This window comes from Tritonibacter mobilis, from assembly GCF_001681715.1.
Taxonomy (GTDB): Bacteria; Pseudomonadota; Alphaproteobacteria; order Rhodobacterales; family Rhodobacteraceae; genus Epibacterium; species Epibacterium mobile.
The window spans coordinates 180,797-195,991 of the sequence record NZ_LNWY01000005.1 but is presented as its reverse complement, the minus strand read 5'-3'; the positions used below and the strand labels follow the sequence as shown (position 1 = coordinate 195,991).

Genomic DNA, 15,195 nt, shown 5'->3' with positions numbered 1-15,195 from the left:
CATGGCGACCGAACCTGTAGTGACACCCGGCCTGAACGCCGAGGACCATGTCTTGGTGGACTGGCTGGAGCTGGTTGCTTTCTTCAACGAGTTCCGAACCGCAAGATTAGATGAGCTTGATGCAGCCATCGAAGAGCAATTTGAGACAGTTGAAGACGGCGATCCTGATGAAGACACCGATGCACTCGGAGATGACGATGCCGGGAACATTGCCCGTGCTGATGCAGAAAAGGAAAGGGTTCGAGAACGCATCGAAAACGAGGTCGATTTTCGTCTCAAAGACTGCGAAAATGCATACCCCTTTGTGCTGGGAGAGGATGCAGAGGAGTTAGTGCTGGTGGAGGACTGGCAGGATGAAAGGTTCACCCCCTACCTGACCTGTCTAATATCAACGCATTTGACCAAAAATAGTCTGTTCGATTTTGAGGTTGCTGACGGGTTGATCCATCGACTTCGGAATAGGGTTTTTCAAGTTCTGTCAACCTTTGCGATGGCCGGATTGGCCCGTGGAAGCGCCGCCAGCATTGGGTGGCCGCGCGCCGATAAGGCCGATATCATAGAAACTCTGCGGAGAGCTGAGGCGCGTGGAGCAGGGATTAAAGTGAAAGACGAGCCTGGAGAATACACACCGCCGCATGAGAAGGATGGAGGGGTCGATGTAGCTGCTTGGCACGTTGGAGGACGACCACCTCCACTGCATTTCTTTTTTGCGCAAGTGGCAAGTGGTCATGATTGGCGAGGAAAAACAGTCCGCATATTGGCTGAAATATTCGAAGAAAACTATTTAGAGTACAGCCATCGAGGGAATGTCGACTATGCGACGCTTTTGCCTTTCCGTGTTGTCGATAATGCTTTGTGGATGAGAGAAAACAAAATACACGGAGTTCTGCTCGATAGAACGCGGTTGCCGAAACACGCAGTTTTGGGGCAAGGTCTTTCTAGGAATGGCGTCGAATTTGATGAAGCTGAAAACATGCCACAAGTTCTGGCTTGGCTAAACGATTTCCGTGCCACGGCTCTTGGTTAACGGTAACTCGGTTCCACAAGTATTTCGTTCTCACGGCGCTTCGATTGAAGGCTATAATTGACTGATATAGTTGAGCATTTCTGCGACTTGTACAACTGCCTGATCAGAGGTGCATCGTCATATGTGAGAACCCAATGCTTGACGGTTCCGCTCGTCAGAATATCGGACAAAGCGACATGCTTCGCTTCGCTCATGCCATCGAAATATAGGCGACCGCCCGCTTTGACATAAGGGGGGTCGATGAAGAACAACGTGCTATCCGATGTCGGCCCGCGCCGCACACGGTCGATGAAAGATAATGCGTCCATGTTCGATAGCTCAATCCGGGATCGGTTGGCGGCAAGCCATGCCACTTGGCGGGCTAAGCGCTCGACATTGAACCGAGCGTCCAGCTTCCATTTTCCGCGCTGATCGTACCCACCGATAGGTCCAGCGTTCAAAATGATCCCAGACCTAGTTGTGCGGTTCATGTAAAACGTAGAGAAGCCGACGTCGAAGTTGTACTCATCGTCAGAGCACCCGGAAACCAGATCGCGATGGTGATACCACTCTTGGATGTCCAGGCGCACTTCTCGCAGCTTTGCTACGAAGCGCTCAGGCTCTTCTAGGATCGCATGCCATGCCGAGAAGATGCGCAAATCAGCGTCGTTCAGCATGATCTGATCCGCGTGACCATCAGCTAGTAGTATCAACGCCGCCCCTGCACCACCACAAAACGGTTCTGCCAGGGCTCGATTTTTCGATGCCCCAAGCAAACACATTCGTTGCTTTAAAAAGGCAGACATGAAGCCCTTACCGCCTGGGTAACGGAAAGGGGAAACCGCGTTTTGGGACGAGCGGTTAGGGTCCTTTGGAACCTCTGTGATCGGAAGCTTTGACACGCTGATTGCCTACAGAATGTTTCGCCCGAACGAAAGCACCCGCGTGCAAGAAAAGTGGACGCGTGGCCTCGAGAACTCGCTTTGGGTGCTGTTCGAAGATTTTTTAAAATCCCACTGCATGTTAGAAAATACCAAAGCCGATCTTGCGTCTGATCACATCAATGACCGCAATGGGCCAGCTGGGCCAGAAATCGTGTCCGATCCCCCCTGAGTTTGCAAAGAGCGCTATCTGCGCTTACCCAACCATTGAAAAAGTACAGCACCGGTGTTCTTACAGTACTCGTAGAAATCAGGATTACGAGTCGGCGTGTGCACAAATGTCGATTGATTGTGACTACAACCTTCAACTTCTCACATTCTTTGACCGATGAAACAGTCGTTGATTAGCAATCAAGACGCTTCGCCAGGTCTTCGGCTCTCTCGTTGTAGTAAGTAAGAAGCTGGTTCACGTTTCGGTGGCCCACCATCCGCGCGAGGTCCATCACATCGAGTTTCTTTGCGAGTTGCGTGATGGCCCAATGCCGTGAATCATGGAACGTGAGCCCCTCAACCGCGGCTCTATCCCTCACCTTGCGCCACAAAACGTCTAACTGCCGTGAGTCGAGCGCAAACACGGGATCGGATTCTGGCAGCATCTCCAGCATTTCCACGGCGCGGCGTGAAAGCGGAACCTGCCGAGAGGTTCCGTTCTTGGTCATGGGGAGATCCACAACCCGACGCTCAAGGTCGATGTGCTCCCACTTCATGCCGACGATTTCTCCGGCACGCATTGCCGTTTCTCCGGCGAATAAGAATGCGTGAAACGCGCGCGTCGTCGCATTCTTAAGATCATTGCCTGCGGAAAGCTCAAGCCGCTCCAACTCCGCGCTCGTAGGTAGACGGTCCCGCGCAGCTGCTTCTTGTGGCTTGCGCACATCGGTCAGGGGCGAATCTCCTATTAATCCCCATTCCCGCCGAGCCACGGAGAACACCGACCCCATGAGGGTCATTTCTCTCCGCACTGTTGAGGGAGCTACCTTTAGCAACCGGCCGTCACGCCACGCGGCGAAATCTGCAGGCGAGAGTTCGGAGAGGCTTTTTTCGCCAAGATCAGATTGGCCCCAGCGATTCAAGCGAAGCGCTTCCCATTTATAGCCGCGCTTCTTCGAGCTCACCTCACGGGCGTACCGTTCAAAGAGATCGCGCAGCTTCATCTTGGCAGAGATCTTCGACCCGTTCAGGATCTCATATTCCTTGCGGCTGGCCCAGTCTTGAGCTTCTCTCTTCGATGGAAAGACCTTGCTGGCACGAACACCTGCTCGCGCTACTTCAGCTCGCCATCCTGTCTTGGTCTTACGAAAGGTCGCCATGAATTACGCACCACGCTCTAAATGCGGAAAATATGCGTAACAACATGCGCACTTTTACGCTTCATAGGCAAGCGGCAGCCGCATCGCCTAGCATATAATCCATATTTTGCGGGTATTTGGGTGATATTGACCACCATCAAAAGAGTGGGTGGTGCCTCAAGAGGGACTCGAACCCCCGACCTTGTCCTTACGAAGGACCTGCTCTACCAGCTGAGCTATTGAGGCGAAGCGAAAGCTGATCTACCCGCTGCCCGCAGATCAATCAAGATGAAATCGATGCTTGAGCCACCATCGAGGCTGAATGCACAAAAGGGAGATGTGCTCGTGCGCCAAGGGCAAGGTTGGCGGTCCGCAGTTGAATCGCCAACTCTGTTCACCTGTGGATCTGAAGGAAGGGGCAAGCCATAGTCTGTTGCTCTCGATCAGAATGCGTAGTTGAGGAGGGCTTTGTGGTTTTTTCTGTGTCGCTCGATCAGTTTTTTCTGCTGGTTGCCGCAGGGAATTGTTCGAGCAGGTTTTGGAATCTCAGAAGATGTAGTCAAGCCGGGAAACAACGCGTCGATCTCGACGCGGGCGGCTTCATCCAACAGATGTACGGCCATTGGCCCGCAATAGAAGCTCTCTGTTGGGGTTCCGTCTGCAAAGATCACTTCGTGTTGATCCATCACAAAATGTAAATATGTAACCGGGTCATCACTGTCTTGCACAAAAATTCCAGGAAGCGCCGTCAGCCGTTTGGCCGACACAAGAATGTCCTCTCTGCTGAACATGCGCTTGGCAATGGGGGAGATGGTCAAGAAACGATGCTGAGGTGAGACGAGCAGGTCGCGTGTTGGTAGGCCCAAGCCAAGAGCGCCCGCAGTTATATGTATTGGTCTCAGGTTGGGGTGAGTTACAAGCCGTTCTCTGGAAACATATGTGCGCAGCAGGAGCCGCAAGGGCTGATATCCGCGATCTCTGGTGGCAATCATGTCACCCGGCTGCAAGGCCTCAATGGGCACCGCGCCATTTTGCGTTTCAATGCGCGTGCCCGGAGTGAAGCACGCGACATACTCGCTGCTAGGGTTGCTTTTTAGGTGAGATGTTCGGTTGATATCAAACGTATACGTTGTGCCCGGCAGTAGCTCTTCTGTAGCGATCAAGCCATGGACAGGGCCGCCGTTATTTCCATCACCTGTGAAATGGAGTGACGTCACCTTAAGGCCGGTACTGCTGTTGATCAGGTCATAGGCCGAATGTACGGGCGACCCGGCGGCGTAGGTGGTACCATCAAGGTTGATATCACCAGCCAATACCTGACTCGCATCGACTTCATCGAAGTTGCCATCGTCATCGACCATCTCAATGAGAGTTGGTGTTGCCCCTGGTTTCAGCGTCAGAGAGTTCCACCCTGAGGTCGCATTGGTGCTCTCAGAAGGCAGGCCGCCTACGAAATCGTCAGGACTATACACATAGAAAAATGGCATTGGCACCTCCGCGTGGCTCAGACGCGTTGTGGGACATATTAAATTTTAGTTAATATGATTTAGCCAAGATTTACGTAAAGTAACTGGCGAACAGGCCGTCTCTACGTCCGCTTTCTGAAGTGTTGCGAAATTGATGCATCAGAGTGACGTGATTTTCACCATCGCTGATACAGGAAACTCGTCCTGTTAATTTCAGCGGCTCACCAACTGGTGTGGCGATCAAGGCAGCAGCTCAGGCGGCATAGATTGCTGATGCGTACTCTGTGTTTTCATCGCAGATGTTGAGAGAAGACCGAGTCTCAGGCCTGTCGTGGGTCGTTTAGTCAGAACGCCTATATTACCCGCAGATTTAGAACTCGAAAACTGTAATGGAGTGATCGCAAAGTGGAGCGACGCGAATTGCCCCAAAGCATCGCGTTTGTTGTGCAAACCGATCTCCGGAGTGCGATATTCAACCGCGACTTGACTAAATCCATTGAAAAGAGTGGTGAGCCGTGCAGGATTCGAACCTGCGACCCACTGATTAAAAGTCAGTTGCTCTACCAACTGAGCTAACGGCCCACTCTCTGTTCAGAAGCTTTTTATCGCCTCTGCGGATCGCCCTTAAAGCTGATTAATCCAGAAGGATCAAGTGCTTATTTTGGGCTAAAACTCTGCAACCTTGCTGGCTGTGTCGTTCCGATAGGGGGGGCTTCTACGGTCAAGCCCGCAAAGGGTCAACCCCCTTTTCAAAGTTTTCTACGCTATCTCTGGATTCATTTTCACATGAAGTCTATATGCGGCTCATGACCTCCCTAGGATCCGATCATATGTTGACGTTCATGAAGATGCATGGGCTTGGAAACGACTTTGTCGTTATTGATGCCCGTACGCAGGATATCCAGATCACTCCGGCTATGGCCAAGGGAATCGCGCATCGTCAGCTTGGCATGGGATTCGATCAGCTTGCGGTGATCTTTGCTGCCAAAGAGGGTGCGTCGGCCGACGCGCATCTGGTTTTCTATAACGCAGATGGTTCCACGTCTGCGGCCTGCGGCAATGCGACTCGCTGTATCGCGCGGTATTTGATGGATCAAAGCGGCAAAGATGCGCTCAACCTGACTACCGACCGAGGTGAGCTGGCCGCAAAGGATGCAGGAAACGGCCTGACATCGGTGAATATGGGGGCGCCGCAGCTGTTGTGGGATGAGATCCCTCTGTCCGAAGAGATGGACACGTTGGAGCTCCCGATTGAGGGCGCGCCTACGGCAACTGGTATGGGCAACCCGCATTGCACGTTTTTCGTTGAAGACGCCGAGCTTATTCCGCTGGAGGAGTTTGGTCCACGCTACGAACACCACCCTCTTTATCCTGAGCGCACCAATGTGCAGGTTGCTCATGTGGTGGGGCCGGATCATCTGCGTATGCGTGTCTGGGAACGCGGTGTGGGGGTGACGCTTGCGTCGGGATCTTCGTCATGCGCGACAGCGGTTGCTGCGGCGCGGAAGGGGCTTACAGGGCGCAATGTGCAGATTGATCTGGATGGCGGGACGCTGTGGATCGACTGGCGCGAGAATGGTGTCTGGATGACGGGGCCTACCATGCATGTGGCGGATGGCAGCTTCACCCGTCAGTTTGTTGAAAGCCTTACCCAGTGAGCGGTGCGCCGAAATTCACGACCCTTGGCTGTCGGCTCAATGCCTATGAGACCGAAGCCATGAAGGAGCTGAGCCGTCAGGCGGGTCTTGAGAACGCCGTGGTTGTGAATACATGCGCTGTCACGGCAGAAGCTGTGCGCAAAGCCCGTCAGGAAATTCGCAAATTGCGCCGGGATAATCCCGATGCGCCGATCATTGTCACGGGCTGCGCCGCGCAGACTGAACCCGAGACATTCGCCGCGATGAGCGAGGTCACGCAGGTGATCGGCAATACTGAGAAGATGCAGCCTGAAACCTGGCAACGCATGGCGAAAGGTCCTGATTTTATCGGCACCACAGAAAAAGTTCTGGTGGATGACATCATGTCGGTGACAGAAACCGCAAGCCACCTGATCGATGGGTTTGGTACGCGTTCGCGGGCCTATGTGCAGGTGCAAAACGGCTGCGATCACCGGTGTACTTTCTGTATCATTCCCTACGGCCGCGGTAATTCGCGTTCGGTTCCAGCGGGCGTGGTGGTCGATCAGATCAAACGACTGGTGGATAGGGGCTACAACGAGGTTGTGCTGACCGGGGTCGACCTGACCAGTTGGGGGGCAGACCTGCCCGCAACGCCCAAACTCGGTGATCTGGTGATGCGAATCCTGAAGCTGGTGCCGGATCTGCCACGCCTGCGTATCTCTTCCATCGATTCAATTGAGGTGGATGAAAATTTGATGCAAGCGATTGCCACCGAGCCGCGCCTCATGCCGCATCTGCACCTCAGCCTACAGCATGGTGACGATCTTATTCTAAAGCGGATGAAGCGTCGGCACCTGCGTGATGATGCGATTCGCTTCGCCGAAGACGCACGCAAACTGCGCCCCGAGATGACCTTTGGCGCCGACATCATCGCGGGCTTCCCGACCGAGACTGAGGCGCATTTTGAGAATTCGCTCAAACTCGTGACCGAGTGCGACCTCACATGGCTGCATGTGTTCCCTTACTCCAAACGTGAGGGCACGCCTGCCGCCAAAATCCCGTCGCAGGTCAACGGCAACGTTATCAAAGATCGCGCAGCCCGTCTGCGTGCCAAAGGGGATGCGCAGGTGGCAAAGCACCTCTCCCAGCAGTTGGGGCGCCAGCATAACGTCTTGATGGAAAATCCAAACATGGGACGTACTGAGCAATTCACCGAGGTGAGTTTTGCCACCCCACAAATCGAAGGTGCGCTGATACAGACCCGTATTACCGGCATACAGGGCACACAACTTACCGCTTGACCTCATAAAGGACGACCACATGGCCCTGATCTTGTTTCTTCACGGCCCGTCCAGCAGCGGTAAATCTACGCTTGCCGCCGCAATTCGCGAGGCATCTGACCGGCCCTATCTGCATCTTTCAATTGACCACCTGCGTGACAGCGGGGCGTGGGAACCTTCTGCCTACCCAGATTGGAAAACCGCGCGGCCGAGGTTCTTCTCGGGCTTTCACCGCGCCATTGCCGGCTTTGCCGATGCGGGCAACGATCTGATCGTCGAACATATCCTCGACACCCCTGGTTGGCATGCAGAGCTGCAGGCTTTATTGGCGTCGCACAATGTGATGTTCATCGGTTTGCTGGCCCCGCTCGCAACCCTGGAGGCACGAGAAACAGCGCGAGGAGATCGCCCCGCTGGAAGCGCCGCGCAGGACTTTACACATGTCCATAATGGCCTCTCGTATGATGTCTCACTCGACAGTACCCAGCCTCTGAAAACCTGCGTTGAGACCATTCTTTCGATGACCAAAAATCCGCCCATGCCGTCACGATTTTTTGCTGAGGCCAATCTCTTCTAACGCCAAATATCCCGGGGTGAATGCGCCACAGGCGCAGAGGGGCTGGCCCCTCACGGCCTCCTTGATAAAAAAAGCCCCCGTATCATCTGATACGAGGGCTTCTTGATCTTGTTAGGAGGAGACCTCTCAGGAGGTCTTCTTGCCCTTGTGCGGGGCCCACAGACGCTTGTTGGTCAGGTACAGCAACACTGACAATACCGTCAGGAACAGCACGCCGATGAAACCAGCCTGTTTCCGGGCCATCATCTTGGGTTCTGCTGTCCACATCAGGAAAGCAGCGACGTCTTTTGACAGGCTTTCCAGATCATTCTCATGACCGTCGATGAACTCGACCTGTTCATCCGCCAAAGGCGGCGCCATGGAAATCCAACCGCCCGCAAAGGCTGTGTTCTCATAGAAGGTTGTGCCTGCTTCGACCTTGGTCTCGCCAGTGTAACCCGTCATCAGCGACGCGATGTATTCTGCACCGCCCATACCTTTGAACAACTGGTTCAGACCCAGACCATAGGGGCCGTGAAAGCCAGCACGGGCCTTTGCCATCAGGCTCAGGTCTGGTGCACCCAGAGAGGTGTTGGCCGGGAAGTGATCGACCGGAGTCGCCGGGCGGAAATCGTCCAGCGCTGCGTCGAACACCTCGAAATTGTCAGCCGCATACGCGCGCACCTGATCCTCGGGGATGCCGGGGCCGCTTTCGTCTGAAAGTGTACGGATCGGAACCTGTTTCAGACCATGACATGCAGCGCAGACTTCGGTGAAGACCTGAAGGCCACGCTGAAGCTGGTTCTGATCATAGGTGCCAAACGGACCCTCGAACGAGAAGGCGAAGTCTTCGATGTGACCCTCACCTCCAGCCGCGAATGATGCGGCCGGGACGAGTGCCAGAGCGAAAGCAGCACCGGTTACAAGTTTCTTGAACATTGGTAGCTGTCCTTCTTCTTATTCAGCAGGAGTAGCTTCGGATTTCTTGCCGTAATGGGCATTGAAATCGTCTTCGATAGTTGCGGGGATCTCTTCGGGCTTCTCGATCACACCCAAGAGCGGCAGGATCACGAGGAAGTAACCGAACCAATAGGCAGAAGCGATCAGCGAGAAGGACGCATAGGGCTCTTCCGCAGGCATCGCACCCAGCCACATCAGGGCGAAGAAGTCGATGACCAGAAGCAGGAACCACCACTTGAACTGGGGGCGGTATTTGCCCGAGCGCACGCGAGAGGTATCAAGCCACGGTGCCAGCGCCATAACAGCAATCGCACCAAACATCGCCAGAACACCGAAGAACTTCGCATCTATGATACCGCCGGTCACAAAGGACGCGATCTGCACAACCCAGACCTCAGAGGTGAAGGCCCGCAGGATCGCGTAGAAGGGCAGGAAGTACCATTCCGGAACGATGTGCGCAGGAGTCTGCAGCGGGTTGGCTTCGATGTAGTTGTCCGGGTGACCAAGGTAGTTCGGCATGAAGCCGACGATGGCCCAGAAGATCACCAATACCACCGCGAGGCCAAGGAAATCCTTGATCACGAAGTAGGGCCAGAACGGCAGGGTGTCTTTCTTGGCTTCTTCTTTCGAACCGCGACGTACTTCAACACCGGTGGGGTTGTTGTTGCCCGTGGTGTGGAAGGCCCAGATGTGAACGATCACAAGAGCGGCAATCACGAAGGGCAGCAGATAGTGCAGCGAGAAGAAGCGGTTCAGAGTTGCGTTATCAACCGCAGGTCCACCTAGAAGCCAGGTTTGGATTGGTTCACCAATGAATGGGATCGCGCCAAAGAGGCCGGTGATCACGGTTGCACCCCAGAAGGACATCTGGCCCCAAGGCAGAACGTAACCCATGAAGGCAGTGCCCATCATCATCAGATAGATCAGCATGCCCACAATCCACGTGATTTCACGCGGGGCCTTGTAAGAGCCGTAGAACAGGCCGCGGAAGATGTGGATGTAAACCGCCACAAAGAACAGCGAAGCGCCGTTGGCGTGCAGATATCGAATCATATAGCCGCCATTCACGTTGCGCATGATGTGCTCAACGGAGGCAAAAGCCAGATCTACGTGGGGCGTATAATGCATCACCAGAACAATACCGGTAACGATTTGCAGCGCCAGACAGAAGGCGAGCACAATACCCCAGATCCACCACCAGTTCAGGTTCTTGGGGGTGGGGATCATAATGGTGTCATAGACGAGGCCGACGATGGGCAGGCGGCTGTGCAGCCACTTTTCCGGGCCTGTCTTGGGTTCGTAATGGTCGTGCGGAATTCCTGACATGCGTGCGACCCCCTTATCCTAGCTTGATGGTGGTTTCGTCGGTGAACTCAGCCACCGGGATGTGCAGGTTCTGCGGTGCGGGACCTTTGCGGATACGGCCTGCGGTGTCGTAGTGCGAACCATGGCATGGGCAGAACCAGCCATTAAATTCACCGGCACCATCGCCAAGCGGTACACAGCCGAGGTGGGTACAGACACCCATCATCACCAGCCATTCGCCGTTCTCGTCAAGAGTACGGTTTTCATCCGAAGCATCGGTGCCTGGCTTGTTGGGGTTCTCCGAGGACGAGTCGATCAGTTCCTGCATCTCGACTGCGCGCGCTTCGTCAATTTCTTCCTGCGTGCGGCGGCGAATAAACACCGGTTTGCCGAGGAACATGACTGAGATTTGTGTGCCGACGTCAACGCCTGAAATGTCCACAAGGATGGAGGACAGGGCCTGAACGTCAGCCGAGGGATTCATCTGGTTGACCAGTGGCCAAACGGCGGCACCCGCGGTGACTGCCCCTGCGCCAGCTGTGGCGTAGTAGAGGAAATCTCTCCGGGTTCCTTCGTGGTCTTCTGCGTGGGACACGAGTTTTCTCCAAGTTTCAGCGCCCGTTTAGGGCAAACATGCGCTTACACCGCAATAAACGCGGTGACTCAGCCGCGTGTCTAGCGATGCAAACCGGGTTCGTCTAGCGGTCAAAGCAGCGCAGGCCCGCCTGAGTGTTGCATTCTTTCACAGAACTGTTGCACTGCTGCGCCTTCGCCTCCTATCTGACTCACCCTCCTTTAAAACGAAGTGAACTCTTTGCTTCAGGTTGCGTCAGGTCGAGTTGCCTGCATTGAAGGCCGTGTTTCAAAGGTCTCAAACCACTTTGCCAGCTGGGGCGAGGCGTTTCGCCAACCCGCATCAGGGTGTCGGAAATCCACATAAGCCAGAGCTGCGGCAATGGCCAATTGGCCAATATTTATGGGTCCCGACAGCAATGGCATCCAACGAGTCTCGATTGCGGTACAGGCTCCGACCACCTTGCTCAGCTGCCCCTCAAGCCACGCGTCCCATTGCTTCTCAGCGGGGCGCAGGCGTTTTTCATAGGACATGGAAACTGCTGCATCCATGATGCCATCCGCCGTGGCTTCCAAAACTTTCATGTCCCAGCCACCGCGGTAAAGCACCCCGCCTGCACGCGCGTCTAAAAATTCGCATATGACCCGGCTGTCATAAAGCGTCGGGCCGCCTTCGCGGATTAAGGCCGGGATTTTTGCCAGCGGGTTACTGGCTGCCAGCGCCGAATCTGGCCCGGTCACAGAGGTGCTGACGGGCAGCAATTCGACGTCATCCATCTGGCCAGTCTCATGCAGTACCAACACGACTTTGCGCACAAAGGGCGAGGCGGGCGAATAATAGAGCTTCATCTCACTGGATCTCCCTGATTGTCGCAACTCTAGCGCGAGGTGTGCAATGAGGGAAATGGGCTATCATAAAAAATGAAGCAGAGCAGGTAAGTTGAGGTGGTGGCCAGCTCCGCTCATGTTCCCAAATACTCTCGAAGCGCTGCTGGCGGATTGTCTAATGTGTCTGCGGTTGGGGCGGGAGGATGCAGTTTTCCTTCTGCGATGAGCAGGACCTCGTCGGTGATACGTCGGGCATCATCTGGATCGTGGCTTACCATCAGGAGCGTAATATTGCGTTCGGCCACGATCTCCTTGACCAGATCCAGCATCTCCGCCTTGAGCGCAGGCCCAAGCGCGGCAAAGGGTTCGTCCAACAGCAACAGGTCGCGTTGTTGCACCAACACACGCGCCAGTGCGGCCCGGCTTTGCTGCCCTCCCGACAGTTCAGCCGGTTTGCGCCCCTCCATGCCGCTCAAGCCCACGCGCGATATCGCGACTTCTACAGTCTTCATTTCGTCGGGAGTGAGTTTGCGATTGGGATTGATCCCTAGTCCCGCGTTTTGCGCGACTGTCAAATGTGGAAACAGGTTGCCATCCTGAAATAGCATCGCAATGGGGCGCTTTCCCGGTGCGCGCGCCGTCAGATCGTCGCTGCGCCAAAGTATCTTTCCGCTGTCGAGTGGTTGAAACCCTGCAATCGCCTCGAGAAGGGTGGACTTGCCAGCCCCGGACGGGCCGATCACCGCAACCCGTGCGCCGGCTTTGATGTCGGCGGTGCCGGAAAGGCGGAATTCTCCTTTGCGGATGTCCAATGCGTTAAGCCTCAGCATGAAGACGCCCCCCTCGGTCCAAAATCCAGAACGCGCCCATGGATATGACAAACAACAGCAGCGCAGCCCCTTGTGCCGCTTCCATCCGGTAGGCTCCCATCAGGCGATAGACTTGCAAGGGCAGAGTGGCCACTTCGGGGTCCGCAAAGAGTGCGATCACACCGAGGTCCCCAAGTGACAGCGCCGCCGTTAGCCCCGCCGCAAAACCGATCTGCGCGCGACATCGAGGCAGAAGAACGCGTCTCCAGAACGTGCGCCCGTTCATATCGAGTGCAAGTGCAAGCCTGGCATTATGGTGCAGCACTTGCCGCATACGTGGGACGAGTATCCGCAGCGCAAAGGGGAGTGCCATCACCATGTTCACCAGTGCTGTGACAGGCAGGGCCAACAGGAACGGGTCAATATAAGGGTATACCATCACAAACAGTCCGGTCCCGATCACCAGTGGAGAGGCAGCAAGGCCAAGTATGCCAGCCACTTCGCCGAGCCTTTTGCGTCCCAACGCAATGCTGGCCGATAACGGTAGAGCCACACATAACAAAAACACAGTGCTGAGTGCGGCAACCTGTAGGGAAACCCACGTTGCGCCCCAGACAGATGCGGGCAGTGACACAAGCCCCGGCAGCCCTGAAATCAATACGGCAAGCAAAGGTAGCATGAGGAAAAGCGCTGCGGCTGCGATCCAGAACCCGTCGATTATGCGTGCACAGGTTCCTTTGCCATCCCAACGTATCACGGCACGATCAAGACCTGCGCCAAACCCCTCACTCGAAGAGGCTTTGAGCGCTAGAAATGCGGCCACCACTGTCAGGACAAGCTGCACGCCCGACAGCATCGCTGCCCGTCCAAGGTCAAAATCAAAGTGAAAGGCCTGATAAATCGCCAGTTCGATCGTGGTGGCTTTGGGACCGCCACCCAGGGTCAGCGCAACCGCGAAGCTCGACAAGCAGATGGCAAAGATTACCGCAGCCGTTCCCGGCACGACTTGCCGCAGCATTGGGGCTTCAGTCAGTTGCCACATGGCGCGAGGGCCTGCATTCAGTTGTGCGGCAAGGCGAAACCGTTCCGCGGGGATTTCTTGCCAGCCTTGCAGAATAAGTCGGGTCGCCAAGGGAAGATTGAAGAATACATGCGCGATCACTACCCCGTGCAGCCCATAGATCTGCACGGGTGGCAAACCTGCAAGCCCGAGTAGATCGCTCATCCAGCCCGAGCGGCCAAACACAGCTAGTAGCCCGAGAATTGCAACAATGACGGGCAGGATAAATGGCGCACCCAATAGGGTGATCAACACACGCCGCCCGAAAAACCGCCGCCGTGCCAGCGCTTTTGCCACCGGGATTGCCAGCGCCACACTCAAGAATGCCGACAGGCAGGCCTGCACCAGCGTGAAACGCAATGCCGCCCAGTCGGCGGCTGCAAAACCACTAAGGTCATCTGCCCGCAATGCCACCGCAACAAGAGTGCCCAAAACCAGAAGCGCCACCCCAAGGGCGGCGCAGGTTCCGGGCCAGATCGCGACCACAGGCAAGGTTATTGGCTGAGCGCTGCGCGCCATTCGTCCAGCGCCTCGGCGCGTATAGATGCGGCTTCCTCTTCGGGCAGCAGCAGAGATTTTTCCGGGCTGACGAGGGTTTCAAACCCCTGCGGCAGACCTTCGGAGGGAGTTACCGCCGGATACATCCAGTTTGTGGTCGGGATAACCGATTGGAAAGCATCAGATACCATGAACTGCAGGAACTGATCTGCCAACTCCGGCTGGTCGCTTGCGGCAAGTTTGCCCGCAACTTCGACCTGCATGTAGTGTCCTTCGTCAAAAAGCGCCGCCGCTTTGCTGTCGTCGTTTTCGGCGATCAGATGGTAGGCAGGCGAGGTGGTGTAAGAGAGCACCATGTCGGCCTCGCCTTCGAGAAAGAGACCATAGGCCTCCGACCATCCTTTGGTCACGGTGACGATGTTGTCACTGAGGCTTTCCCAGATTGCGGGGGCCTCATCTGCATAGGCGGCCTTAACCCACATCAGCAGGCCCAGCCCCGGTGTTGAGGAGCGCGGGTCTTGAATGACGATTTTCACGTCGCTCTCACCCAGCGCTTTGAGGTTCGACGGCACATCGGCATCCGCGTTGTGGACAAAGGCAAAATAACCCCAGTCGTAAGGAGCAAAATGCGTATCTTTCCACTCGATCGGCAGCGCATATTCCGCTGTGACAGACATCGGTGCAAAGAGGCCTGTTTCTTTAGCTGCTGCGGTCAGATTGGTGTCGAGCCCCAACACGATATCGGCATCTGAACGTTCACCTTCCAATTTGATCCGCGCAAGTAAGGCCGCGCCATCACCTGCACCAACGAACTTAAGATCACAGTCACAGGTGGCCTCAAACGCGGCTTCTACAGCGGGCCCGGGGCCCCATTCCGAAACAAAGCTGTCGTATGTGTAGACCACCAACTGAGGTGTGTCTGCCGAGGCAGCGGTGGCAACCAATGTGGCGCTCGCAAGGATGAGGGATTTCATGTTGTCCTCCAATGCGGCGTTGGTAAGGAGG

The 15,195-nt window shown here is 55.5% G+C and carries 15 protein-coding genes and 2 tRNA genes; 5 read left to right on the top strand and 12 right to left on the bottom strand.

Going from position 1 to position 15,195, the window contains the following annotated elements; translation table 11 throughout:
* The first annotated feature begins 1 nt into the window (after position 1).
* Entirely contained in the window at positions 2-1,027 is a 1,026-nt protein-coding gene (locus UB90_RS04975) for a hypothetical protein (RefSeq protein ID WP_065331883.1), read from the top strand.
* Here UB90_RS04975 and UB90_RS04970 read toward each other — a convergent pair.
* A complete protein-coding gene (locus UB90_RS04970; RefSeq protein ID WP_268873553.1) occupies positions 1,024-1,908 on the bottom strand; it encodes a DNA adenine methylase in 885 nt (294 codons plus the stop codon). The genes UB90_RS04975 and UB90_RS04970 overlap by 4 nt on opposite strands.
* Between UB90_RS04970 and UB90_RS04965 the strand changes: the two genes are divergently transcribed.
* On the top strand, positions 1,889-2,119 hold the full coding sequence (locus UB90_RS04965; protein WP_131818790.1) for a hypothetical protein: 231 nt from the start codon (positions 1,889-1,891) through the stop codon (positions 2,117-2,119). The two genes, UB90_RS04970 and UB90_RS04965, sit on opposite strands and share 20 nt — an antisense overlap.
* Before the next feature lie 172 nt (positions 2,120-2,291).
* Here the strand turns inward: UB90_RS04965 and UB90_RS04960 are convergent, their stop codons facing one another.
* The 4 genes from UB90_RS04960 to UB90_RS04945 all read right to left on the bottom strand — a co-directional run bounded on the left by UB90_RS04960 (position 2,292) and on the right by UB90_RS04945 (position 5,284).
* Positions 2,292-3,257: a tyrosine-type recombinase/integrase gene (locus UB90_RS04960; RefSeq protein WP_065331881.1), complete on the bottom strand. Its 966-nt coding sequence runs from the start codon at positions 3,255-3,257 to the stop codon at positions 2,292-2,294.
* A gap of 149 nt (positions 3,258-3,406) precedes the next feature.
* Positions 3,407-3,482, bottom strand: a tRNA-Thr gene (locus UB90_RS04955).
* A 197-nt stretch (positions 3,483-3,679) separates the two neighbouring features.
* Entirely contained in the window at positions 3,680-4,723 is a 1,044-nt protein-coding gene (locus UB90_RS04950; protein WP_065324908.1) for a Hint domain-containing protein, read from the bottom strand.
* 485 nt (positions 4,724-5,208) lie between these two features.
* Positions 5,209-5,284, bottom strand: a tRNA-Lys gene (locus UB90_RS04945).
* A 248-nt stretch (positions 5,285-5,532) separates the two neighbouring features.
* On the opposite strand from UB90_RS04945, the gene dapF reads away from it, so the two are divergent.
* Genes dapF through UB90_RS04930 form a run of 3 tightly spaced genes read left to right on the top strand, consistent with a single transcriptional unit; the run spans position 5,533 to position 8,178 of the window.
* Positions 5,533-6,360, top strand: a complete 828-nt coding sequence (gene dapF, locus UB90_RS04940; RefSeq protein WP_406707420.1) for a diaminopimelate epimerase — start codon at positions 5,533-5,535, stop codon at positions 6,358-6,360.
* On the top strand, positions 6,357-7,622 hold the full coding sequence (gene mtaB / locus UB90_RS04935) for a tRNA (N(6)-L-threonylcarbamoyladenosine(37)-C(2))-methylthiotransferase MtaB (RefSeq protein ID WP_065327107.1): 1,266 nt from the start codon (positions 6,357-6,359) through the stop codon (positions 7,620-7,622). Before dapF ends, mtaB begins: the two co-directional genes overlap by 4 nt.
* Before the next feature lie 19 nt (positions 7,623-7,641).
* Positions 7,642-8,178, top strand: a complete 537-nt coding sequence (locus UB90_RS04930) for a chloramphenicol phosphotransferase CPT family protein (RefSeq protein WP_065327106.1) — start codon at positions 7,642-7,644, stop codon at positions 8,176-8,178.
* A 126-nt stretch (positions 8,179-8,304) separates the two neighbouring features.
* On the opposite strand, the gene UB90_RS04925 is transcribed toward UB90_RS04930, so the two are convergent.
* The 7 genes from UB90_RS04925 to thiB all read right to left on the bottom strand — a co-directional run bounded on the left by UB90_RS04925 (position 8,305) and on the right by thiB (position 15,164).
* Complete coding sequence (locus tag UB90_RS04925) at positions 8,305-9,096, bottom strand: cytochrome c1 (RefSeq protein WP_005616640.1); 792 nt, start codon at positions 9,094-9,096, stop codon at positions 8,305-8,307.
* An 18-nt stretch (positions 9,097-9,114) separates the two neighbouring features.
* Positions 9,115-10,443, bottom strand: a complete 1,329-nt coding sequence (gene petB, locus UB90_RS04920; RefSeq protein ID WP_065327105.1) for a cytochrome b — start codon at positions 10,441-10,443, stop codon at positions 9,115-9,117.
* A gap of 13 nt (positions 10,444-10,456) precedes the next feature.
* Positions 10,457-11,017, bottom strand: a complete 561-nt coding sequence (petA, locus tag UB90_RS04915) for a ubiquinol-cytochrome c reductase iron-sulfur subunit (RefSeq protein ID WP_005616636.1) — start codon at positions 11,015-11,017, stop codon at positions 10,457-10,459.
* 224 nt (positions 11,018-11,241) lie between these two features.
* Positions 11,242-11,844 carry a glutathione S-transferase gene (locus tag UB90_RS04910; RefSeq protein WP_065327104.1) on the bottom strand — a complete coding sequence of 201 codons (603 nt, stop codon included), beginning with the start codon at positions 11,842-11,844 and terminating at the stop codon, positions 11,242-11,244.
* 113 nt (positions 11,845-11,957) lie between these two features.
* Positions 11,958-12,653, bottom strand: a complete 696-nt coding sequence (locus UB90_RS04905) for a thiamine ABC transporter ATP-binding protein (protein WP_065327117.1) — start codon at positions 12,651-12,653, stop codon at positions 11,958-11,960.
* Positions 12,640-14,211: a thiamine/thiamine pyrophosphate ABC transporter permease ThiP gene (locus UB90_RS04900; RefSeq protein WP_065327103.1), complete on the bottom strand. Its 1,572-nt coding sequence runs from the start codon at positions 14,209-14,211 to the stop codon at positions 12,640-12,642. The genes UB90_RS04905 and UB90_RS04900 overlap by 14 nt, the downstream gene beginning before the upstream one ends.
* Positions 14,187-15,164 carry a thiamine ABC transporter substrate binding subunit gene (gene thiB / locus UB90_RS04895; RefSeq protein ID WP_065327102.1) on the bottom strand — a complete coding sequence of 326 codons (978 nt, stop codon included), beginning with the start codon at positions 15,162-15,164 and terminating at the stop codon, positions 14,187-14,189. The genes UB90_RS04900 and thiB overlap by 25 nt, the downstream gene beginning before the upstream one ends.
* Between the last annotated feature and the right edge of the window lie 31 nt (positions 15,165-15,195).

What these genes read in the sequence shown, in the direction of transcription:
- UB90_RS04975 (WP_065331883.1), top strand. Translation starts at nt 2, where the DNA reads ATGGCGACCGAACCTGTAGTGACACCCGGCCTGAACGCCGAGGACCAT.
- UB90_RS04960 (WP_065331881.1), bottom strand. Translation starts at nt 3,257, where the DNA reads ATGGCGACCTTTCGTAAGACCAAGACAGGATGGCGAGCTGAAGTAGCG.
- UB90_RS04950 (WP_065324908.1), bottom strand. Translation starts at nt 4,723, where the DNA reads ATGCCATTTTTCTATGTGTATAGTCCTGACGATTTCGTAGGCGGCCTG.
- dapF (WP_406707420.1), top strand. Translation starts at nt 5,533, where the DNA reads ATGTTGACGTTCATGAAGATGCATGGGCTTGGAAACGACTTTGTCGTT.
- UB90_RS04930 (WP_065327106.1), top strand. Translation starts at nt 7,642, where the DNA reads ATGGCCCTGATCTTGTTTCTTCACGGCCCGTCCAGCAGCGGTAAATCT.
- UB90_RS04925 (WP_005616640.1), bottom strand. Translation starts at nt 9,096, where the DNA reads ATGTTCAAGAAACTTGTAACCGGTGCTGCTTTCGCTCTGGCACTCGTC.
- petB (WP_065327105.1), bottom strand. Translation starts at nt 10,443, where the DNA reads ATGTCAGGAATTCCGCACGACCATTACGAACCCAAGACAGGCCCGGAA.
- UB90_RS04910 (WP_065327104.1), bottom strand. Translation starts at nt 11,844, where the DNA reads ATGAAGCTCTATTATTCGCCCGCCTCGCCCTTTGTGCGCAAAGTCGTG.
- UB90_RS04905 (WP_065327117.1), bottom strand. Translation starts at nt 12,653, where the DNA reads ATGCTGAGGCTTAACGCATTGGACATCCGCAAAGGAGAATTCCGCCTT.
- UB90_RS04900 (WP_065327103.1), bottom strand. Translation starts at nt 14,211, where the DNA reads ATGGCGCGCAGCGCTCAGCCAATAACCTTGCCTGTGGTCGCGATCTGG.
- thiB (WP_065327102.1), bottom strand. Translation starts at nt 15,164, where the DNA reads ATGAAATCCCTCATCCTTGCGAGCGCCACATTGGTTGCCACCGCTGCC.